Below are 20,298 nucleotides of genomic sequence, written 5' to 3'. Positions count from 1 at the left end.
ATGCAATTCGACAAGCGCGCCTGGCTCGACCGCATCAAGCGCATGTTCGCGGGCTTCGATCGCCCGCTCGCGTTGATCGTGTTTCTGCTGCTGTGCGTCGGCATCGTTACGCTGTACAGCGCAAGTCTGGACGTCCCCGGCCGCGTGGAAGACCAGCTGCGCAACATCATGCTGACGTTCGTGCTGATGTGGGCGCTCGCCAATGTGCCACCCACGATGCTGATGCGCTTCGCGGTACCGCTCTATACGTTCGGTATCGCGTTACTGGTTGCGGTGGCCCTGTTCGGTTTGACGCGCAAGGGCGCAAAGCGTTGGATCAACGTGGGCGTGGTGATCCAGCCGTCCGAGATTCTGAAGATCGCCACGCCGTTGATGCTCGCGTGGTACTACCAGCGCCGCGAAGGGGTGGTGCGCTGGTACGACTACCTGGTCGGATTCGCGATCCTGATCGTGCCGGTCGGGCTGATCGCGAAGCAGCCCGACCTGGGCACCGCCGTGCTGGTGTTTGCGGCCGGGTTCTTCGTGATCTACTTCGCGGGCCTGAGTTTCAAGCTGATCGTGCCGGTGCTGGTTGCCGGCGTGATCGCGGTCGGTTCGATCGCCGCGTTCCAGGACAAGATTTGCCAGCCCGAAGTGCAGTGGCCGCTGATGCACGACTATCAGAAGCACCGCATCTGCACGCTGCTCGATCCAACCTCCGATCCGCTCGGCAAGGGCTTTCACACGATCCAGGCAGTGATTGCAATCGGCTCGGGCGGGCCGCTCGGCAAAGGCTGGCTGAAGGGCACGCAGGCGCATCTGGAGTTCATCCCCGAGAAGCACACCGACTTTATCTTCGCGGTGTTTTCCGAAGAGTTCGGGCTGGCGGGCGGCCTCGTGCTGCTGACGCTTTACATGTTGCTGATCGCGCGCGGTCTGTATATCGCGGCCAATGGTGCGACGCTGTTTGGACGTTTGCTGGCCGGTTCACTGACGATGGCGTTCTTCACCTACGCGTTCGTCAACATCGGGATGGTGAGCGGGATCTTGCCGGTGGTCGGCGTGCCGCTGCCGTTCATGAGCTACGGCGGCACGGCGCTAACGACGCTGGGGGTCGCGATCGGCCTGATCATGAACGTCGCGCGGCAGAAGCGGTTGATGCAGAGTTAAAGCGGCAGAGTTGAAGCGACGGAGTTAAAGCGGGCCACGAACGGCCCAGCAAGCAAAAGGGGCGCACCGCAAGGAGCGCCCCTTTTTATTCACTGCGGTTTCACTTCCTTCTGATCCCGCAATTGCGCGCTCAGTTGCTGATACTTCAGACGCGCCGCCGGATCGCCCTGTGCCGCCGCCGCCGCGTAATATGCGCGCGCCACGTTCAGGTTCTTGTCCACGCCATCGCCACCGCGCTCGTAGAACGAGCCGGTCACGTATTGCGCGGTCATGTCGCCGCCTTGCGCCGCCTTCTTGTACCAGACGAAGGCCTGCTTGTTGTCGCGCTCGGTGCCGCGGCCGTCGAGAAACTGATTGGCGAGCGCCAGTTCCGCCTGCACGTGCCCTTGCTGCGCGGCCTTCAAAAACCACCGATGCGCCTCGACCGGATCGCGCCCGACAAACTCACCATCGTCGTACATCTTGCCGTACACGTACTGCGCGTGCGACATGTTGGCGTCGGCGGCCTTGCGCAGCCACTTCTTGCCTTCGTCGACATTCGCGGTAGTGCCTTCGCCGTTGAGCAGCATCATGGCGTAGTTGAACTCGGCGAGCCGGCTGCCGTGCTCGGCTGCCTGGCGAAACTCGGCAAGCGCCGCCTTCAGGTTGCCGGCGTTGTAATCGGCGACCGCGGTTTGCGTCTCGGGATCGTTCGACTTTGCGATCTTGTCCTGCGCGTACGCCGTCACGTTCGCCATCAACGCCGCTGCGACCGCCAGACGCATGACGACGCATTGCACCATCCCCTTCATGACCTCACCTCCTGCAACGCCTGGCGAGTCGCGCGCAACATCCACATGACGTCCGCGGCCAGAGCGATGAAACGGAAACCCGCGTCGCGATACTGCTTCGCACTCGCGACGTCGACGGCAAACATGCCAGTTGCGATGCCAGCCTTGTTGGCGGCGTCGACGATGCGCGCCATCGCCGCCTGCACGTCGGCATGCTTCGAATCGCCGAGATGGCCGAGGCTCGCGGCCAGATCGGCCGGCCCGACGAACAGGCAATCGATGCCTGGCGTCGCGGCGATCTTCTCGACTTCCTGCAAGCCGCGCGTCGATTCGATCTGCACGATGGTCGCGATCTGCGCGTTGGCCGTCTGCACGTAATCGCGCCGCATGCCATACGAAGCTGCCCGCACCGCGCCGGCGACGCCGCGCAAACCGTCGAGCGCGTCGGCGGTCGGATATTGCGTCAGACGCACGGCGTGGGCCGCCTCCTCGGCGGATTCGATATTCGGGAACATCAGCGTGCGCGCGCCGGCGTCCAGCACGCGCTTGACCAGCCACGCCTCACTGGCGGGCACCCGCACGACCGGCTCGCTCGGCAGATGCGCGGCGGCGATCGCGCGCAATTGCGCGGTGACGTCGCCGCTATCGTTCGGCGCGTGTTCCATGTCGATCAGCAGCCAGTCGAAACCGGCATGCGCGAGCGCCTCGGCCGCCGATTCGCTACCGAGCGACAGCCACAGGCCGAACAGCGGATCGGCTTCCTTCAGACGTTGCTTGAGGGGATTGGTAAAGGTGCTCATCGCCACGCTCCCCGGCGATGGGACACATCGCCTGGAACGCGGGAAAGGACGCTGGCGTGGCGAACCTGGTGGCCGCCAAGGCCGTGGTGGCCAACGTACCTGCTGCGACGTAATGCGGTGACCGGCATGTCTCGCTCCGTGTGGTTATCGGAGCGATCATACCGTGACAATAACGCGGGGGTTGGATCGTACTGCTCGCCGCAGCTTCAGTCGCGGACCACGTCGGCCCAGCAGTTCGGCGTCTCGAACAGACGCACCTTGTGCAGGCGCAGATTCACGCCGTAGTGCGCGTCGTAGACGTTCGCGAGGATGTCGAACGCGACGGCGGCGAGATTCTCGACGGTCGGAATGCGATCGAGCACGACGGTCTTATGCCCCGCCATGGTTTCCAGAAAGCCGCGCACCTGCGTATCGCCTTCGTAGACGAGGAATGCATGGTCCCATTTATCCACCAGATGCTCGACGGCGAGCGCCTTCACGTCGGCGAAGTCCATCACCATGCCGCGATCGGGCGCGCCTTCCGTATCGACCAGGTCGCCTTGCAGCGTGATTTCGAGCACATAGCGATGCCCGTGCAGGTTACGGCACTGGCTGCGGTGGTCAGGGATGCGGTGACCCGCGTCGAATTCGAGTTTTCGTGTAATCGTCAGCACGGCAAATCAGGGAATGTTCAGATACTTGTGGGTCTGCATCGACAGGCGCCATTGCGGATGGCGTTTGCACCAGTCGATCGCGAGCCTGGTGTTGATCTCGCGCGACGGGCCGTCCATCGGCTGGACGAGGAAATACTCGAAGTCGAGCTTCGCATAGTCGGACAGCCGCTGGTTGTCCTGCGGAATCACGACCTTCAGTTCGTTGCCTTTGGTAACGACGAGCGGCGCGTCGGCCTTCGGGCTCACGCAGATCCAGTCGATCGTCTCGAGCACCGGCAGCGAACCGTTGGTTTCGATGGCGATTTCGAAACCGGCGCCATGCAACGCATCGACGAACGGCTGATCGATCTGCAGCATCGGCTCACCGCCCGTGCACACCACGAAGCGTTCGCCCTCGCCTTCCGGCCACAGGGACGCAATCATCTGCACCAGTTCTTCGGCGCCGCGGTACTTGCCGCCGTTCTCGCCATCGGTGCCGACGAAATCGGTATCGCAGAAGCGGCACACAGCCTCCGCCCGATCTTCTTCGCGGCCCGACCACAGATTGCAGCCGGCGAACCGGCAGAACACGGCCGGACGCCCGGCATTCGCGCCCTCGCCTTGCAACGTGTAGAAGATTTCCTTGACCGCGTACGTCATGCTGCTTTCTGCCTTGTGTTCCTGAAAATGATGGCCTGCGTGGCGTTCGTTAGGACGGCGCCGCGCCGAGCCCTCAAACCGGCTCGGTCACCTTCTCGCCGGCCAGATACGCTTCGTAGCCACGCTTGCGCAAGCGGCACGCGGGGCATTCGCCGCAGCCGAAGCCCCATGCATGCAATTCTGCGCGCTCGCCGACATAGCAGGTATGCGTTTCGACGCGCACCAGTTCAACCAGTTCGTCGCCGCCCAGCTCTTGCGCGAGCCGCCACGTGTCGGCCTTGTCGAGCCACATCAATGGCGTTTCGAGCAGGAAGCGCTTGTCCATGCCGAGATTCAGCACGACCTGCAATGCCTTGATCGTATCGTCGCGGCAATCGGGGTAGCCCGAGAAATCCGTCTCGCACATCCCGCCGACCAGCACCTGCAGGCCACGCCGATACGCGATGGCCGCGGCGATCGTCATGAACATCAGATTGCGGCCCGGCACGAACGTATTCGGCAAACTGTTCGCGGTGGCTTCGATCTCGATCTCACGCGTCATCGCGGTATCGCTGATCGAACCGAGAACCGACAGATCGATCATGTGATCGTCGCCGAGGCGCTCGGCCCATGCCGGAAAAGCGCGCACCACAGCGTGACGAAAACCTTCGCGGCATTCGAGTTCGACCCGGTGCCGTTGACCGTAATCGAAGCCGAGCGTTTCGACCGTTTCATAACGATCGAGCGCCCAGGCGAGGCACGTGGCGGAATCCTGGCCGCCGGAAAACAGCACCAGAGCGCTACGTTTAGCGTCTTTACGGATCACCGTGAAACTCCGTGAATGATGAGTGCCACGTCGCGCTGCGCGAGGTGCGCCATGCAAGCAACGCGGCGCGACGCGTGCCGGCACTGCCGCCGGCCCAAACCAGTATAGGCCGCGCCTTCTGAATGCAGCGTCGCTGGGCGCTTATACCGTCAATCGTCGGACGCAGGGTTCGGTGTCTGTCGGCGCCTGACCGTTTGCGACCAGGATGCCTCACAAGGCCGGCGCCATAAACACGAAAGGACTTGTCCGGCGCGGCGGCACTCAGGCACCACACTCGCGTGCAAGTCCTTGAACTGGCGCGATTTTATCACGCGACGCCGAACGCCGCCGAGCGCGCCGCACTTGCATCATGCGCAGGCCGGATCCGACGAATGCCCGTCGGAAAAGGAAAAGCCCCAGGAATCTTGCGATTTCCTGGGGCTGAATCCTGGTGGCCTGGGACGGAATCGAACCATCGACACGCGGATTTTCAATCCGCTGCTCTACCAACTGAGCTACCGGGCCAACGAAGAACGAGATGATATCAAAGGGTCAGCAGCACGGCAAGCCCCTTCTCGAAAAAATCCGCTGGGGCAATATCCGCGCGCATGGCGCGGCCGTTCACTCCCCTTTGTTCTTGCCGAGATCGACGCCGAGCTGCTTGAGCTTGCGATACAGGTGCGTGCGCTCCAAACCGGTCTTCTCCGCCACGCGCGTCATGCTGCCGTTCTCGCGTGCGAGGTGATATTCGAAGTACGCGCGCTCGAACGCATCACGTGCATCGCGCAGCGGAATATCGAACGAGATCGACGCCGTTTGCGCAGCCAATCCACCGCTGCTGCCGACGCCGTCCGACGACAGCATCGGCAACGCCGCCGCTGAAGCCACTGCCGACGCGTTGGTCGGCAAGACCGGCTTGGCTGCCGCGCCGCCCGGCGCACTTGCAGCATTGCCACGCGCCAGCCCTTGCTCGACCGCCTTCAACAGCTTCTGCAACGCGATCGGCTTCTCGAGAAAATTGAGCGCGCCGATCTTGGTCGCTTCGACCGCCGTATCGATGGTTGCGTGGCCGGACATCATGATCACCGGCATGGTCAGTTGCCCTTGCGCGGCCCATTCCTTAAGTAAGGTCACACCGTCGGTATCGGGCATCCAGATGTCGAGCAATACCAGATCGGGTGTCTGGCGCAAACGGAAGTCACGCGCTTCCTGCGCGTTTTCCGCGGCCTCCACGACATGCCCCTCGTCGCTCAGGATCTCCGAGAGCAATTCCCGGATGCCCATTTCATCATCTACCACCAGGATGGTTGCCATTTACGCTGCCCTTGTCTGCACTGTTGCTTTTGTCGTTGCCTGCGACGCACTGCTGTGCGCCGCCCGCGGCCCCGCTTCAGGTGCCGCGGCATCGTCTACCAGTTGAAGGAAGAGGATCGAGATCTGCGCGCCTTCGATCACATCGCCCGCTTTCATGCGGTTACGAATGTCGATCCGCGCGCCGTGTTCGTCGACGATCTTCTTGACCATCGCGAGACCGAGACCCGTGCCTTTGGCCTTGGTCGTCACGTAAGGTTCGAATGCACGTGTCAGGATACGCGTAGGGAAGCCCGGTCCGTTATCCGACACCGTCAGACGCACCGCGACGCGTACTTTGCCTTCCGCGTCGGGGTCTCCGTATTCTACTGTCCTCGTCTCGATCAACACACGTGGTTGCTCGACGTCGGCCACTGCATCCTGCGCGTTCTGCAGCAAGTTGTGAATCACCTGACGCAATTGCGTCGCGTCGCCGCGAATCACCGGAAGTTCCGCGAGTTCCACTTGAATCGCACTCTTGCCTTCCTCGATACCGTACAACGTGAGCACTTCGCTGACCAGATCGTTCAGTTGCAGATGCGCGAGCACCGCCGGGGGCGTACGCGCATAGTCGCGGAAATTGTCGACCATCTGCTTCATCGCCGCGACCTGGTTCACGATTGTGGTCGCGCCGCGCTTGAGCACATCGGCATCCGACGGCGCCAGCTTGTCGGCGAGCTTCATCTGCAAGCGCTCGGCCGAGAGCTGGATCGGCGTGAGCGGATTCTTGATCTCATGCGCGAGCCGCCGCGCGACTTCGCCCCATGCGATCGAACGCTGCGCCGAGATCACGTCGGAGATGTCGTCGAACACGACGACGTAGCCCGAAGTCTGCATGTCTTCGGCGTCGCGCTCGGCGGCGGACACGAGACGCGCGCCGCGCACGAGCAGGGTGAGCGGCTCGGTTTCGCCCTGCACCTGTATCGAGAATTGCTGCTGCCAGTGGCCGCGATCGTCGTGACCGTCGCCGCTTGCCGCTTCACGATCGGCAAAGGCTTTGCGCACCATGCCGCCGAATTCGCTCAGCACGCCGATCTGTTCGAGCGCCGAACCCAGCACCTCCTGGAACTGTTGACGGAAAATCCGCTCGGCGCCGCGGTTAGCGGTGGTGAGGCGGAACTGCCGGTCGAACACGAACACGCCCGCGGTCAGGTTCGCGAGAATGCTTTCCAGATAGGCCTTCGAATGCTCGAGCGCGATGCGGTTGTTTTCGACCGCCGCGCGCGCTTCGGAAAGCTGCCGGGTCATCGCGTTGAACGACTGCGTGAGGAAACCCAGTTCGTCGCGCGACTTGATTTCGCGTTTCGGCGTGTAGTCGCCCTCGGTCACTTCCTTGGTGCCCTGCGCGAGCAGGAACAACGGCCGCGCAAGCTGATTGCCGAGCGCGAGCGCCAGCATCATCGCGATGAAGGTGGCGAGAAACAGCGCAAGCGTCAGTGTGCCGATGTACATCTTGCGCAAGCCGGTGCGGCCCAGCGCCTTCTCCTGGTACTCGCGATACGCGCGCTGCACCGCGTCGGCATTGCGTGCGAGCGACGGCGAGACCGGCTGCGTGAGTTGCAGGAAGCGTTCGGCGGGCTGTAACAGCGACGCGTTCGAATCCGGAATGCGCTGCACGATGCGCAGCCGCAATGCGCCCTTGCTGCCATGCGCGTGCGGATCGCCGTCCACCTCGCCTTCGATCGCTGCATAACCACGCCCGCGCGCCTGGTCGATCATCAACGGTGTGGGCAAGTCGTTCGGCACGAGCGTCGCGAAATTGCCGGACGCCTGCGCGACCACGTGCATGTCCGGCGTCGCGCCCGACATGCTGCGCGTGGGTTCGACGATCGTCGCGTCCTGCACGCCGAACTGATCGCGCAAGCGCAACAGCGTGAGCGTCGTGCCGGCCGCGTCCGCACTCGCCAGTTGCTCGGACATCAAACGGCCCTTGGTCTGCAGATCCGACAGCGACGCGTCGAGCATGCCGCGGCCGAGGTTCAGCCCCGAGGTCAGCGCGGTTTCGACGTTCACGTCGAACCACGATTCGATACTGCGCGACACGAACTGATACGACACGACGTAAATGATTCCGCCCGGCACCACGCCGACCAGCGCCATGAAGAACGCGAGTTTCGCGAGCAGCCGCGTGCCGAATTTACCCTTGCGAAGCCGGGCAATGATGATGATGACTAGGGTCGCCACCACCAGCAAAAAAATCATCGCAACGATGAGATTCGCTGCATACAGCCACTGGTAATAACGGTCGAAGAATTCGGTGTTCGCGCTTGCGGCCGCGAGCAGCACGAGCAGCAGCACGGCCGTGACGGCGACCGTAGTCACCAGCACGCGCACGACGATGCTGCTGACACTGGTGGCGCGGCGCACTCTATTTAGCACGTTCGGTCACCGTGAAGGTAAAGCGCTTCCATTCCGACGAGAGATTCCAGTCGCGGTTGTTCACGGCGTCGATCTGGAACGGCTTGGGCATCAGCGCGATGTCGAGCTGCATGCGCACGGACGCGTTGTAAGTCTCGCCGGCATGCACCTGAGTGCGGTCGATCACATGCCACGAGGTGACGTGCTTGATCACCGCGAGCGCATCTTTGAGCGTAGTGAAGCCGAGCTGCAAACCGCCCGACGACACACTCGACACGCGGTACTCACGTGTGAGCGGCTGGAACGACAGGCGGATGCTCTGCGACACGCTCACCGGCTGCTCGTCGAACCAGTACCAGCGCGGCCGGCTCAATTCGAAATCGGTCGTGAAGTAAAGCGGAATGCCTTTATTGACAGCGTCTTCGAGATTGCTGTTCAGATCGAAATCAAAGCGCGCGTCGAGGCTCCAGCCGGTACCGTCGGATTGCAGCGACGCGCGCTGCACCGCGATCGAGTCAGCATGCGCCACGCCCGGCACGGCAAGCCATACGGCCAGCGCGATCCAGAGCACGGCTGCGAGCCGAAGCGGGAAAAAGCGTTTGATGGTCACCGTTTCTGAAAGCGCGCGTAGAAAAATCCGTCGTGGTCTGAGTTCGAGCCGGTGCCATCTTCAGCGGCGTATCCGGCATGGGAATCGGCCGATTTGTCGGCGGGCGCGCGGGAAACTGTGGGTAAAAGTTGCCCTGGCGCGTCCAATCGTACCGCATCCTGGTACTTGTCTCCAAACCACTGTGCCTGCAACTCGCCTTCTTCGGGGAAGATCGAACACGTAACGTAGAGCAACTCGCCGCCCGGCTTCACGAGCGGCCACAGCGCGTCGAGAATGCGGCGCTGCTCGGCGACCAGCGCGGGAATATCTGACGCGCGGCGCAGCCAGCGAATATCCGGATGACGCCGCACGATGCCCGATGCGGAACACGGCACGTCGGCGAGAATACGGTCGAAGGGCTGGTCGATGTCGTCATGCCATTTTGACGGCTGGCCCGCATCGCCGATGCGCACTTCTGCCTCGAGCTTCAGCCGCTGCAAATTTTCGCCGATGCGACGTGCGCGCGACGCGTCGCTTTCGAGCGCGATGAGCTGAAGGTTGGCGAGTTCGAGCAAATGACCGGTCTTGCCGCCCGGCGCCGCGCAAGCATCGAGCACGCGCATGCCGTCGCGCACGCCGAGCAGTTGCGCCGCGAGTTGCGCGCCGGCGTCCTGCACGGACACGACACCGTCGCTGAAGCCGGGAATCCGGTCGACCGGCATCGGTGTGGCCAACTTGACCGCGTAGTCGCCGGCCTTGCTCGCGGCGATGTGACGGTCTTGCAGCACTTGAAGATACGCGTCGACTGTCGAGTGGCGCGCGTTCACACGCAGCGTCAGCGGGCCTTGCGTGTTGCCGGAGGCGAGCACCGCTTGCCACGCGTCGGGCCAGGCGCGCCTGACTGCGTCGATCCACCACGCCGGGTAATTCCAGCGTGCCACTTCGTCGGCCTGCGACTCGCTCAGCAGCGTCTCACGCTCGCGTAGAAAATTACGCAGCACGGCGTTGACGAGCCCCTTCGCGAACGCGAATTCACGACGTGCGGCGATTGCGCTGACGGCCTGATCGACGACGGTGAACGGCGCGTAAGCGGCGCTCGCTTCATCGTCGACGAGCAAGGCCAGCGCGCACGCGAGCACGTGACCGACGTGCGGCGGCGGCGCCTTCTTCACCAGCTTCGCGATCAGCCATTCGGCGGTCGCCAGACGCCGCATCGTGCGGTACGCGATGTCCTGCACGGCGCCGCGCGCAGCGGCGGCGCTGCCCTCAGGCGCGGACACGAACACGGATTGCAGGGCGGCCGGCAAGGCCGCGCCGAGGCGCACGGCGCCGACGGCCTGGCCCGCGCAATCGAGCGCAAAACCGAGCGATTCGGGCGCGAGATGCAGCAACGACAGACGTGATTCGCGCGGGCGCGCCGATTGGGAAGCAGAACGCGAAGAAGGCTTTGGGATCATGAAAGAGGCAAAGGCAGGCCGCGCGGTGCGCGCGACGCAAACAACACATTGTAGCGTGGCGCGGCTCGGGGCTTCTGCGGCGGGGCCGCGGCCGCCACGCGCAGACCTCGCTGGCCGAACAAAAAAGGCGAGCCCGCAGACTCGCCTTTCGCCGCACCAGGTCAGCGCTGCGCGCCGTTATTCGAAGCGCCCGGTGCGCGCCATTTCCATCAACCGGGCGATCCGCTCCTCGGTAGCCGGGTGCGTCGAAAACAGATTCGCGATGCCGCCGCCCGAGAGCGGATTCATGATCATCATCTGCGCGGTGGCCGGATGCTGCTCGGCTGTCGGAAACGGAATGCCGCTCGCATAGCGATGAATTTTGTCCAGCGCCGACGCCAGCGCCTGCGGGTCGCCGGAAATCTGCGCGCCGCCACGGTCCGCTTCGAATTCACGCGCGCGCGAAATCGCCATCTGGATCAGGGCACCGGCGATCGGCGCAAGCAACGCGACGGCAATGCTCGCGATCGGATTCGACGGACGGCCGTTTTCATCGCGGCCACCGAAGAACATCGCGAAGTTCGCCAGCGCGGAAATGGCGCCGGCCATGGTTGCCGAGACGGTCGAGATCAGGATGTCGCGGTGCTTCACATGCGCCAGTTCGTGCGCCATCACGCCGCGCATTTCGCGCTCGGACAGCACCCGCAGGATGCCCGTGGTCGCAGCAACCGCTGCGTGCTCCGGATTGCGGCCGGTGGCGAACGCGTTGGGCGCGTCTTCGTTGATCAGGTAGACGCGCGGCATCGGCAGGCCGGCACGCGTGGACAACTCGCGCACCATCCGGTAGAACTGCGGCGCGCCGGCTTCGTCGACTTCCTGCGCGTTGTACATGCGCAGGACCATCTTGTCCGAGAACCAGTACGAGAAGAAATTCATTCCAAGGGCGATCACGAGCGCGATCGTCATGCCGCGCGACCCGCCGATCATCCCGCCGATCACGATGAAAAGGGCCGTGATCGCGGCCATCAACATCGCGGTTTTGACCCAATTGAACATGTCTGCTACTCCTTGCCCGAACGCGGGTTCATATCTGCGCCGCGTCATCGCGGCGACTGATTGTAAGCGAGATGTTAGATATGGGCGCGCAAGGAAAATTCAATCATCTCGACGCGGTGGCGAGCTTGATGCCCAAGCCGACGAATGCGCTGCCGACACTGCGATCCAGCCACTTCTTCACCGACGGCTTGCCGGAGAAGCGCCGCGTCACGCTGCCCGCGATCCACGCGACAAAACTGTTCCAGATCATGCTCATCACGACGAACACCACGCCGAGCGTGAGGAACGCGAGCGCTTTGTGGTCGCTGCCGGTCGTCACGAACTGCGGGAAGAACGACACGAAAAACAGCACCACTTTCGGGTTCAGCACATTGGTCCAGAAGCCTTGCAGGAACAACTGCCGCAGCGATTTCGGCGCGCCTGCGGCACGTGCTTCGCCGAGCGCTTCGTCTGCCGCTGGTTTCGCGAAAATCAACCGCACGCCCAGATAGATCAGATAAATAGCGCCGACAAACTTGATGACGGTGAACGCCGTGGCCGACGCGGCCAGCAGCGCCGTCAAACCGAATGCGCAGGCAAGCGAATGAATGCAGCAACCGGCTGAGATACCCAGCGCGGACATCAGGCCCGCACCGCGGCCCTGCGCAACGCTGCGCCCGACGATATAGGCCGTATCCGGCCCGGGCGTCACGTTCAGCAGAAAGACGGCGACGACGAAAAACTCGAAATGGGTGATGCCGAACATGGGAATCCTCGAAAACTGGGTCGTTGCATGGAGGATTCTAACGCGCCGCAGGGCTGCGGCGCGGGTGTTGCACACCCTGCCGAAACGGACAATGCTCAGGACCTGTGGACGGCTGCTACCGCCCTTCTGGAAGCTGGAAACGCTGCCCTGCCGCCAGCGTCGCGCCGGCCAGGAATTCGCGCACCGGTAAGCGCTTGCCGCCGGGTTTCTGCAACTGCGTGAGACGCAACGCACCTTCCCCGCAGGCCACCACCACGCCTTCGGCCGAAACATCGGTGATCGTGCCGGGGGCGCTGTTGCCTTGCGCCTCTACGGGAACCGCCGCCCAGATCTTCACTGACGTGCCGTCGTCCAGCGTGGCCACGCCGCCGGGAAACGGGTCGAACGCGCGCACCTGACGCGCGAGCACGTCGGCCGGCTTGCGCCAATCGAGCGCGGCTTCATGTTTGCCGATCTTTTCCGCGTACGTCGCGCCTTCGGCCGGCTGCGGGGTCGCCGGCAGCTTGCCGTCGCGCTCGAGCTCGATCAGCGCGTCGACGATCAGCTTCGCGCCGTCTCGCGCAAGCCGGTCGTGCAAGGTGGCCGTGGTGTCGGCTTCGGAAATCGACGTGCGCACTTCGGAGATCATCGCGCCGGTGTCGAGGCCGACGTCCATTTGCATCAGCGTGATGCCGGTTTCCGCGTCGCCCGCTTCGATCGCGCGATGGATCGGCGCGGCGCCGCGCCAGCGCGGCAACAGCGATGCGTGAATGTTGATGCAGCCATACGGCGGGATATCCAGCACTTCCTGCGGCAGGATCAGGCCATAAGCGGCCACCACCATGACGTCGTGCGGCGTAGCGCGCAGCAGGTCGATGGCGGCTGCGGCTTCGGCCGGATATTTGCCGGCGCGGCGCAGCGAAGGCGGCTGCGCGACGGCGAGCCCATGCTCCTGCGCATAGCGCTTCACCGGGCTCGCCTGCAATTTCATCCCGCGTCCGGCGGGGCGGTCGGGCTGGGTCAGCACGAGCGGCACCGGAAAACCGGCGCTGTGGATCGCGGCCAGCGCGGCCGCGGCGAACTCCGGTGTACCGGCAAAGATGACGCGCAACGAATGACTCATGAACGAGGGAGGTAGGCGAGGTGGACGCGCATTACATCGCGTGGGCGAGCTTCTTCATCTTGCTCTTGATACGCGTCTGCTTCAGCGCCGACAGGTACTCGACGAACACGCGGCCCATCAGGTGATCCATTTCGTGCTGGATGCAGACGGCGAGCAGCCCCTCGCAGTCCATCTCGAAGGTTTCGCCCTTCTCGTTCAGCGCCCGCACGCGCACTTTCTCGGCGCGCTCGACGTTGTCGTAAATGCCCGGCACTGAAAGACAACCTTCTTCCGAAAGCTTCCTCTCGTCGCTCGACCAGATGATTTCCGGATTGATGAAGGCGAGCAGTTCGTCGTGCGCGTCCGACACGTCGATCACGACCACGCGCTCATGCACGTCCACCTGGGTCGCGGCGAGCCCGACGCCGGGCGCGGCGTACATCGTTTCGGCCATGTCGGCGACAAGCCGGCGGATGCGGTCGTTGACCGCTTCGACCGGCTTCGCGATCTTGTGCAGCCGTTTGTCCGGGTAATTGATGATGTTCAGTAAAGCCATGATCTTGAAGATGATTTTAGGCGCCGCTGACCGGTGGAAGGTTCGCGTTGGCCGTTCGGCCAGGTTGTGAGCCCGTCGCGTTACGCAGAGGATAGATGGTGTCGAACCGGTTCGATTCAACGCGCTACTTGCGCCAGACAACGAGCCCGCGCGGGTGGGCGCGGCGCTGCAGTTATTTCGGATGATGAAAATTTTAGCATGGCGCCCGCCTGCCCGCTGGCCCTGTACGAGGATCGACCGCAATGCACACCTTGCCCGCTACGGATATTGAACTCGCCGCCTGGCTGCGGCTGTCGCTCGCGCCGGGGCTGAAACCCGCCGCGCTGCGCTTACTTCTGAGCGCTTTCGGACTGCCGGAAGCTATCTTTGATCAATCGCCCGAGGTGCTCGCCGGCATCGCCGGCGAGGCTGCGGCGCGCGCCGTGCTGGCGCCGGCCAATCCCGAATTTGAAGCGCAGCTCGCTGCGGTGATTGCGTGGCGCGACCAGCACGGCAACCATCTGGTCGCGCTCGACGATCCCGCCTATCCGCCAACGCTGCTGACCATGCCCGATCCGCCACCGCTGCTATATATAAAGGGCCGGCTGGAGCTGCTGCATACGAGGGCGATCGCCGTGGTGGGCAGCCGCAGCGCCACGCCGCAAGGTGCCGAGGACGCGGAGCGTTTTGCGCGTGAGCTTTCAGCGGCGGGCGTGACAATCGTATCGGGGCTGGCGCTCGGCATCGACGGCGCCGCGCATCGCGGCGGTCTGGAAGGCCCCGGCGGCACGGTAGCGGTCATCGGCACCGGCGCGGACCTCGTGTACCCATCGGCGCATCACGCGCTGGCTCGGCAGATCGCAGTGGAAGGGGCGATCGTCTCGGAATGGCCGCTCGGCACGCCTGCGCGCGCCGCCAATTTTCCGCAGCGTAACCGGCTGATCGCCGGCCTCGTTAGCGGCGTTCTGATCGTCGAGGCAACCATGCGCTCAGGCTCGCTGATCACCGCGCGGCTCGCCAATGAAATGGGGCGCGATATCTTTGCGTTGCCGGGGTCGGTCCACGCGCCGCTCTCGCGTGGCTGTCACCGGATGATCAAGCAAGGTGCCAAGCTGGTCGAAACGCCCGATGAGGTGCTCGAGGAACTCGGCTTCGCCAAACCGTCGGCGGCTGCGTCCGCTCGCGCATCGCCAGTGCCGCGGGACGGTGAGGTTCGGGCGGATTCGGCACCCGCGGCGGCATCAGCAGCGGCCGCGCCTGCGATCACCGCAGAAGGTCAGCGACTGCTCGCCGCGCTCGGCCACGCGCCATCCACACTTGAAATTCTTGCCACCCGCACCGAGATGGAAGGCGCAGCATTACAAAACACGCTGCTGCAACTCGAACTCGCCGGCCAACTGACCGTCCTGCCTGGCGGCCGCTTCATGCGGGCAAGCCACGGCTAACCCTGCATTGACCAGGGTCGACCACGACTCGCGATCGGCCGTGCTACATTCGCGCCAAAGCACCTGACAAAAAAGTACGCAAGGAACCACCATGCCCGCGCTGAATCTCGACACCGACCAAGACCGGATCGCCGAGCGCGTCAACGAACCCGAGACGCTGCTCGTTGCCTGCCTGTGCGCGGAGTGGTGCGGAACCTGCCGTGACTATCGGGAAGCCTTCAACCGGCTGGCGGACAAGCACCCGGACATCTGTTTCGCATGGATCGACATTGAAACCCACGCCGACCGCTTCGACGATCTGGACGTCGAGAATTTCCCGACCATCCTGATCGAGGACTCGATAACGACACGTTTTTTTGGCACGGTTTTACCGCAGGCTGCGATTGTCGAGCGGATGCTGGCCGACCTGACGGCCGTGCCCGGCATCAGCGGGGCGCCCAAACTGCGGCCCGCGCTGGCGGTTGCCTGAAGCGTGGCTGCCAGCCGCGCAGCCTTGCGGCACGGGCGTTGCGGGCTGTGCACAGCACACTTGCCAGCGCTTCCTCAAGCGCTGGGCACAACATTATGATGGTCCGTTTTTTTATGGCACTTGACGCGCCGCTCTCGCGCCGTGTGCTATAAAGCGGTCGTTATTGGGTCGCAAAGGTCACAAACGAGGGTCGCGCTAAAGAAAGCGCACTCAAGGCCACCAACCCGGATCTACCAACCTCACATCGAGTCATGTCCAAAGCACTGATCATCGCCGAAAAGCCTTCCGTCGCGAACGACATCGCGCGCGCTTTGGGCGGCTTTACCAAGCATGACGAATACTACGAAAGCGACGAATACGTCCTTTCCTCGGCAGTCGGCCATCTGCTGGAAATCGCCGCGCCCGAAGAATATGAAGTCAAGCGCGGCAAGTGGAGTTTCGCCAATCTGCCCGTCATTCCGCCGCATTTCGACCTCAACCCGATCGCAAAAAGCGAGTCGCGCCTGAAGGTGCTGACCAGGCTGCTCAAGCGCAAGGACGTCGACCGGCTCATCAATGCATGCGACGCGGGGCGCGAGGGCGAGCTGATTTTCCGCCTGATCGCGCAGCACGCGAAAGCCAAACAGCCGGTTCAACGCCTGTGGTTGCAATCCATGACGGCGGGTGCCATTCGCGACGGCTTTGCCCGTCTGCGCAGCGACGAAGAAATGCAACCGCTCGCCGATGCGGCGCGCTGCCGCTCGGAAGCGGACTGGCTGGTCGGCATCAACGGCACGCGCGCGATGACCGCGTTCAACAGCAAGGGCGGCGGTTTCTTCCTGACCACGGTCGGGCGGGTGCAGACGCCGACGCTGTCGATCGTCGTCGAGCGTGAAGAGAAAATTCGCCGCTTCGTGCCGCGCGATTACTGGGAAGTGAAGGCGGAGTTCGTCTGCGCAGCCGGCTTCTATGAAGGCCGCTGGTTCGATCCGAAATTCAAGCGCGACGAGTTCGATCCGGAAAAACGCGACTCGCGTCTGTGGGCGCTGCCCGCCGCCGAAACGATCGTCGCCGCCTGCCGCGGGCAGATCGGCACGGTAACCGAAGAATCGAAGCCGTCCACACAACTGTCGCCGGCGCTGTTCGACCTGACCAGCTTGCAGCGCGAGGCCAACGGCCGCTTCGGCTTCTCGGCCAAAAACACGCTCGGTCTCGCTCAGGCGCTGTACGAAAAGCACAAGGTGCTGACCTATCCCCGGACCGACGCACGCGCGTTGCCGGAAGACTATATGGATACGGTCAAGCAAACACTCGGCATGCTCAAGGAGAGCAATAACTATCTGCCGTTTGCCAAGCAGGTGCTCGACAAGGGCTGGGTGAAGCCGAACAAGCGCATCTTCGATAATTCCAAGATCAGCGATCACTTCGCCATCATCCCGACGCTGCAGGCGCCGAAGAATCTGTCCGAACCGGAACAGAAGCTCTACGACCTGGTCGTGAAGCGCTTCCTGTCGGTGTTCTTCCCGGCCGCTGAATACCGGGTGACGACGCGGATCACGGAAGTGGTCGGCCATCATTTCAAGACTGAAGGCAAGGTGCTGGTCGAACCGGGCTGGTTGCAGATTTACGGCCGTGAAATCAGCGGCGAAGACGCGAACCTCGTGCCGGTGCAAAAGAACGAGAAGGTCAAGACCGACAAGATCGCCGCGCAGCAACTGGTGACGAAACCGCCGGCACGCTACAACGAAGCGACCTTGCTGTCGGCAATGGAAGGCGCGGGCAAGCTCGTCGAGGACGACGAACTGCGCGAAGCCATGGCGGCCAAGGGTCTGGGCACGCCGGCCACGCGCGCCGCCATCATCGAAGGGCTGCTCGGCGAAAAGTATCTGATTCGCGAGGGCCGCGATCTGATTCCGACCGCCAAGGCGTTCCAACTGATGACGCTGTTACGCGGCCTCGGCGTGAAGGAATTGACCGCACCGGAGCTGACCGGCGAGTGGGAATACAAGCTCTCGCAGATGGAGCACGGCAACCTGCCGCGCGACGCCTTCATGCAGGAAATCGCGCGCATGACGCAAACCATCGTCAAGCGCGCGAAGGAATACGATTCCGACACGATCCCGGGCGATTACGCGACGTTGCAGACGCCGTGTCCGAATTGCGGCGGTCAGGTGAAGGAAAATTACCGGCGCTTTGCGTGCTCGAAGTGCGAGTTCTCGATTTCGAAAATTCCGGGCGGACGCCAGTTCGAAATTCCGGAAGTCGAAGAGTTGTTGCAGAACAAGACGATCGGACCGCTGTCCGGTTTCCGCAGCAAAATGGGCCGGCCGTTCTCGGCGATCCTGAAGCTCTCGCTCGACGACGAGATCAAGAACTACAAGCTGGAGTTCGACTTCGGCCAGGATGCGGGCGGCGAAGATGGCGAACCGCCTGACTTCTCCGACCAGCAGCCGGTCGGCGCATGCCCGAAGTGCAAGGGGCACGTGTTCGAGCACGGCATGAGCTATGTCTGCGAGAACTCGGTCGCAAGTCCGAAGACGTGCGACTTCCGCTCGGGCAAGGTGATCTTGCAGCAGGAAATCGGCCGCGAGCAGATGGCGAAACTGCTGGAAGAAGGACGTACCGACCTGCTGACGAACTTCAAGTCGTCGCGCACCGGCCGTAACTTCAAGGCTTTCCTCGTCAAGCAGAGCGACGGCAAGATCGGTTTCGAGTTCGAGAAGAAGGAGCCGTCCGCGAAAACCGCTGCGAAGACTGCAGCGGCGAAGTCGGCTGTCAAGGCGGCGCCGGAGCTGGACGACGAAGAAGCGGCAGTCGCTGTGAAGGCGGCGCCAGCGGCCAAAAAGGCGGCTGCGAAGAAAGCACCCGCCACCCGGACCGCGGCAGCCAAGAAGGCGCCCGCTAAAAAAGCAGTAGCGCGCAAGACCGGCTCGTAATCGAAGCCGGCGGCCGGGGAGGAGGTCACTCGCATCCGGCCAGCTTCGCGCTTGCGATAAAAAGGCGCAGTCACATGTGAAGTGACTGCGCCTTTTTATTTGCCTACCAGACTGCACTTACCGATACGCTCCCCGGCTAGTACTACATGAGCTCACCCGAGCAGTTCACCGCAACTCGGTTCACAGCGGCGACAAAGCCGTCGGCCGCGAGCGATTCGATGTCTTCGCCAAGGTCTTCGGCACGGGCGACAACTCGCTATCGAGCAGACTTGACAACGGCTCAGCGCCGTCGAACGCTTCCGGCGGGGTGATCTCTGCGGAATCCAAAGCGGCCGCCGTGGCAGGCCGCACAAGGCCGTCCTTGATCCACTGCTCGCCGAGCAGGCTGTTCGGCGTCTGGCTGAAATGCTCGACCAGGTGATCGATGAACGTGCGCACCTTCGCCGGCAAATGGCGGCGGCTCGGATACGCAATGCTGATCTCCACCTGCGGCAAACGGTAATCGCCGAGCAGACGCACGAGCCTGCCGCGGGTCATGTCGCGCCCGATCAGATAGCTCGGCAGAATCGCGATGCCCATGCCGAGCAACGCAAACTGCCGCAGCATTTCCGTGTTGTTCGCCACGATCACGTTCGACGGACGCACCCGCACCTCGCCTTCCGGCCCCGTGAACACGCGCTCGTCGCCCCAATACTCGGACGGCAAGCTCAGACACGGGTGCTCGAGCAGATGCTCAGGGCGCGTGGGCGTGCCATGCTTTTCCAGGTACGCCGGCGTCGCGCACACCGTCATGCAGCCGGTGGTCAAACGCCGCGTGACAATGCTCGCACTGCGCATCTGCCTCGCGATAACGACGCCGACGTCGAAGCCTTCTTCGACCAGGTCGACCTGCCGGTCCACCAGCGTGACATCGGGAATGACTTTCGGATAACGCTCCGCATAGGTCTGGAGCACCGGCGCCAGGTTATGCAACCCGAACACGACCGGCGCAACTATTCGCAATGTGCCGACGGGTTCGTGATTTCGCGCGACCACCATCTGCTCGACGTCTTCCAATTCGTCGAGAATCTGGCGCGCACGCTCGAGATAGACCTGGCCTGATTCGGTCAGCGACAAGCTGCGGGTTGTGCGATTGAGCAGCCGCGTACCAAGGCGGCCTTCGAGATCGGCGACGTGGCGGGTCGCAACTGCATTGGATATATCCATCGCGCTTGCAGCGCGGGCGAAACTACCGAGATCCGCCACTTTGACGAATACTCGCATCGACTGCAAATGATCCATGGGACTACTCCTGCCGTGTTACAGCTTCCTGAAAAGCAGTGAAGCGAACTTGGAATTCTCCTACGACTCGCGAAATCCTGCAGAAGTTGCCCATCAAAGCGGAAATTTTGTCGATATTTGCGTCACTGTGCTCTTCAGTGCGGGGCACGAACACTCATTGTTCCCGAAAAAGAAACAATCTGCTGCACCGCAGCTTGCACAGTCTTTTTTGTTCGAACAGACGCAGCGGTCGTGCGGGCATTG

At 63.1% G+C, this 20,298-nt stretch carries 18 protein-coding genes and 1 tRNA gene; 4 read left to right on the top strand and 15 right to left on the bottom strand.

Annotated elements, in window-relative coordinates; genetic code table 11:
• Positions 1 to 1,149, top strand: a complete 1,149-nt coding sequence (gene rodA / locus SB772_RS06190; RefSeq protein ID WP_410832404.1) for a rod shape-determining protein RodA — start codon at positions 1 to 3, stop codon at positions 1,147 to 1,149.
• 89 nt (positions 1,150 to 1,238) lie between these two features.
• Here the strand turns inward: rodA and SB772_RS06185 are convergent, their stop codons facing one another.
• The 14 genes from SB772_RS06185 to def form a co-directional block, all read right to left on the bottom strand.
• A complete protein-coding gene (locus tag SB772_RS06185; protein WP_410832403.1) occupies positions 1,239 to 1,940 on the bottom strand; it encodes a tetratricopeptide repeat protein in 702 nt (233 codons plus the stop codon).
• Complete coding sequence (locus tag SB772_RS06180; RefSeq protein WP_410832402.1) at positions 1,937 to 2,719, bottom strand: HpcH/HpaI aldolase family protein; 783 nt, start codon at positions 2,717 to 2,719, stop codon at positions 1,937 to 1,939. Before SB772_RS06180 ends, SB772_RS06185 begins: the two co-directional genes overlap by 4 nt.
• A 206-nt stretch (positions 2,720 to 2,925) precedes the next feature.
• Positions 2,926 to 3,369, bottom strand: coding sequence for a 6-carboxytetrahydropterin synthase QueD (queD, locus tag SB772_RS06175; protein ID WP_410832634.1), 444 nt, complete (start codon positions 3,367 to 3,369; stop codon positions 2,926 to 2,928).
• Positions 3,370 to 3,378: 9 nt separating this feature from the next.
• Positions 3,379 to 4,011, bottom strand: coding sequence for a 7-carboxy-7-deazaguanine synthase (queE, locus tag SB772_RS06170; RefSeq protein ID WP_410832401.1), 633 nt, complete (start codon positions 4,009 to 4,011; stop codon positions 3,379 to 3,381).
• Positions 4,012 to 4,084: 73 nt separating this feature from the next.
• Complete coding sequence (queC, locus tag SB772_RS06165; RefSeq protein WP_410832400.1) at positions 4,085 to 4,816, bottom strand: 7-cyano-7-deazaguanine synthase QueC; 732 nt, start codon at positions 4,814 to 4,816, stop codon at positions 4,085 to 4,087.
• A 428-nt stretch (positions 4,817 to 5,244) separates the two neighbouring features.
• Positions 5,245 to 5,320, bottom strand: a tRNA-Phe gene (locus tag SB772_RS06160).
• A 96-nt stretch (positions 5,321 to 5,416) separates the two neighbouring features.
• Positions 5,417 to 6,109, bottom strand: coding sequence for a response regulator transcription factor EsaR (gene esaR, locus SB772_RS06155; RefSeq protein ID WP_410832399.1), 693 nt, complete (start codon positions 6,107 to 6,109; stop codon positions 5,417 to 5,419).
• Positions 6,110 to 8,524: an ATP-binding protein gene (locus SB772_RS06150; protein WP_410832398.1), complete on the bottom strand. Its 2,415-nt coding sequence runs from the start codon at positions 8,522 to 8,524 to the stop codon at positions 6,110 to 6,112.
• Positions 8,514 to 9,113 carry a DUF4390 domain-containing protein gene (locus SB772_RS06145; protein ID WP_410832397.1) on the bottom strand — a complete coding sequence of 200 codons (600 nt, stop codon included), beginning with the start codon at positions 9,111 to 9,113 and terminating at the stop codon, positions 8,514 to 8,516. Before SB772_RS06145 ends, SB772_RS06150 begins: the two co-directional genes overlap by 11 nt.
• Entirely contained in the window at positions 9,110 to 10,549 is a 1,440-nt protein-coding gene (gene rsmB / locus SB772_RS06140) for a 16S rRNA (cytosine(967)-C(5))-methyltransferase RsmB (RefSeq protein WP_410832396.1), read from the bottom strand. Before rsmB ends, SB772_RS06145 begins: the two co-directional genes overlap by 4 nt.
• A gap of 177 nt (positions 10,550 to 10,726) precedes the next feature.
• Positions 10,727 to 11,584 carry a zinc metalloprotease HtpX gene (gene htpX / locus SB772_RS06135; protein WP_410832395.1) on the bottom strand — a complete coding sequence of 286 codons (858 nt, stop codon included), beginning with the start codon at positions 11,582 to 11,584 and terminating at the stop codon, positions 10,727 to 10,729.
• 103 nt (positions 11,585 to 11,687) lie between these two features.
• Positions 11,688 to 12,329, bottom strand: a complete 642-nt coding sequence (locus tag SB772_RS06130) for a LysE family translocator (RefSeq protein ID WP_410832394.1) — start codon at positions 12,327 to 12,329, stop codon at positions 11,688 to 11,690.
• Positions 12,330 to 12,444: 115 nt separating this feature from the next.
• The gene (fmt, locus tag SB772_RS06125) at positions 12,445 to 13,431 is read right to left on the bottom strand and encodes a methionyl-tRNA formyltransferase (protein ID WP_410832393.1); all 987 of its coding nucleotides are present in this window, start codon (positions 13,429 to 13,431) and stop codon (positions 12,445 to 12,447) included.
• 31 nt (positions 13,432 to 13,462) lie between these two features.
• Entirely contained in the window at positions 13,463 to 13,966 is a 504-nt protein-coding gene (gene def, locus SB772_RS06120; protein WP_410832392.1) for a peptide deformylase, read from the bottom strand.
• A gap of 242 nt (positions 13,967 to 14,208) precedes the next feature.
• Between def and dprA the strand changes: the two genes are divergently transcribed.
• The 3 genes from dprA (at position 14,209) to SB772_RS06105 (ending at position 18,774) form a co-directional block, all read left to right on the top strand.
• A complete protein-coding gene (dprA, locus tag SB772_RS06115; RefSeq protein ID WP_410832391.1) occupies positions 14,209 to 15,390 on the top strand; it encodes a DNA-processing protein DprA in 1,182 nt (393 codons plus the stop codon).
• A 91-nt stretch (positions 15,391 to 15,481) separates the two neighbouring features.
• Complete coding sequence (locus SB772_RS06110; protein WP_410832390.1) at positions 15,482 to 15,859, top strand: thioredoxin family protein; 378 nt, start codon at positions 15,482 to 15,484, stop codon at positions 15,857 to 15,859.
• 251 nt (positions 15,860 to 16,110) lie between these two features.
• Entirely contained in the window at positions 16,111 to 18,774 is a 2,664-nt protein-coding gene (locus SB772_RS06105) for a DNA topoisomerase III (protein ID WP_410832389.1), read from the top strand.
• A gap of 180 nt (positions 18,775 to 18,954) precedes the next feature.
• Here SB772_RS06105 and SB772_RS06100 read toward each other — a convergent pair whose 3' ends face one another.
• Entirely contained in the window at positions 18,955 to 20,055 is a 1,101-nt protein-coding gene (locus SB772_RS06100) for a LysR family transcriptional regulator (RefSeq protein WP_410832388.1), read from the bottom strand.
• Between the last annotated feature and the right edge of the window lie 243 nt (positions 20,056 to 20,298).

The sequence above is a fragment of the Paraburkholderia sp. SIMBA_030 genome, from assembly GCF_046535245.1.
Classification (GTDB): domain Bacteria; phylum Pseudomonadota; class Gammaproteobacteria; order Burkholderiales; family Burkholderiaceae; genus Paraburkholderia.
The sequence above is the reverse complement of the archived record's forward strand: the minus strand, read 5'-3'. Positions and strand labels throughout refer to the sequence as shown.

What these genes read in the sequence shown, in the direction of transcription:
- SB772_RS06100 (WP_410832388.1), bottom strand. Translation starts at nt 20,055, where the DNA reads ATGGATCATTTGCAGTCGATGCGAGTATTCGTCAAAGTGGCGGATCTC.
- fmt (WP_410832393.1), bottom strand. Translation starts at nt 13,431, where the DNA reads ATGAGTCATTCGTTGCGCGTCATCTTTGCCGGTACACCGGAGTTCGCC.
- dprA (WP_410832391.1), top strand. Translation starts at nt 14,209, where the DNA reads ATGCACACCTTGCCCGCTACGGATATTGAACTCGCCGCCTGGCTGCGG.
- SB772_RS06105 (WP_410832389.1), top strand. Translation starts at nt 16,111, where the DNA reads ATGTCCAAAGCACTGATCATCGCCGAAAAGCCTTCCGTCGCGAACGAC.
- SB772_RS06130 (WP_410832394.1), bottom strand. Translation starts at nt 12,329, where the DNA reads ATGTTCGGCATCACCCATTTCGAGTTTTTCGTCGTCGCCGTCTTTCTG.
- htpX (WP_410832395.1), bottom strand. Translation starts at nt 11,584, where the DNA reads ATGTTCAATTGGGTCAAAACCGCGATGTTGATGGCCGCGATCACGGCC.
- rodA (WP_410832404.1), top strand. Translation starts at nt 1, where the DNA reads ATGCAATTCGACAAGCGCGCCTGGCTCGACCGCATCAAGCGCATGTTC.
- SB772_RS06110 (WP_410832390.1), top strand. Translation starts at nt 15,482, where the DNA reads ATGCCCGCGCTGAATCTCGACACCGACCAAGACCGGATCGCCGAGCGC.
- esaR (WP_410832399.1), bottom strand. Translation starts at nt 6,109, where the DNA reads ATGGCAACCATCCTGGTGGTAGATGATGAAATGGGCATCCGGGAATTG.
- queE (WP_410832401.1), bottom strand. Translation starts at nt 4,011, where the DNA reads ATGACGTACGCGGTCAAGGAAATCTTCTACACGTTGCAAGGCGAGGGC.
- def (WP_410832392.1), bottom strand. Translation starts at nt 13,966, where the DNA reads ATGGCTTTACTGAACATCATCAATTACCCGGACAAACGGCTGCACAAG.
- SB772_RS06180 (WP_410832402.1), bottom strand. Translation starts at nt 2,719, where the DNA reads ATGAGCACCTTTACCAATCCCCTCAAGCAACGTCTGAAGGAAGCCGAT.
- rsmB (WP_410832396.1), bottom strand. Translation starts at nt 10,549, where the DNA reads ATGATCCCAAAGCCTTCTTCGCGTTCTGCTTCCCAATCGGCGCGCCCG.
- SB772_RS06185 (WP_410832403.1), bottom strand. Translation starts at nt 1,940, where the DNA reads ATGAAGGGGATGGTGCAATGCGTCGTCATGCGTCTGGCGGTCGCAGCG.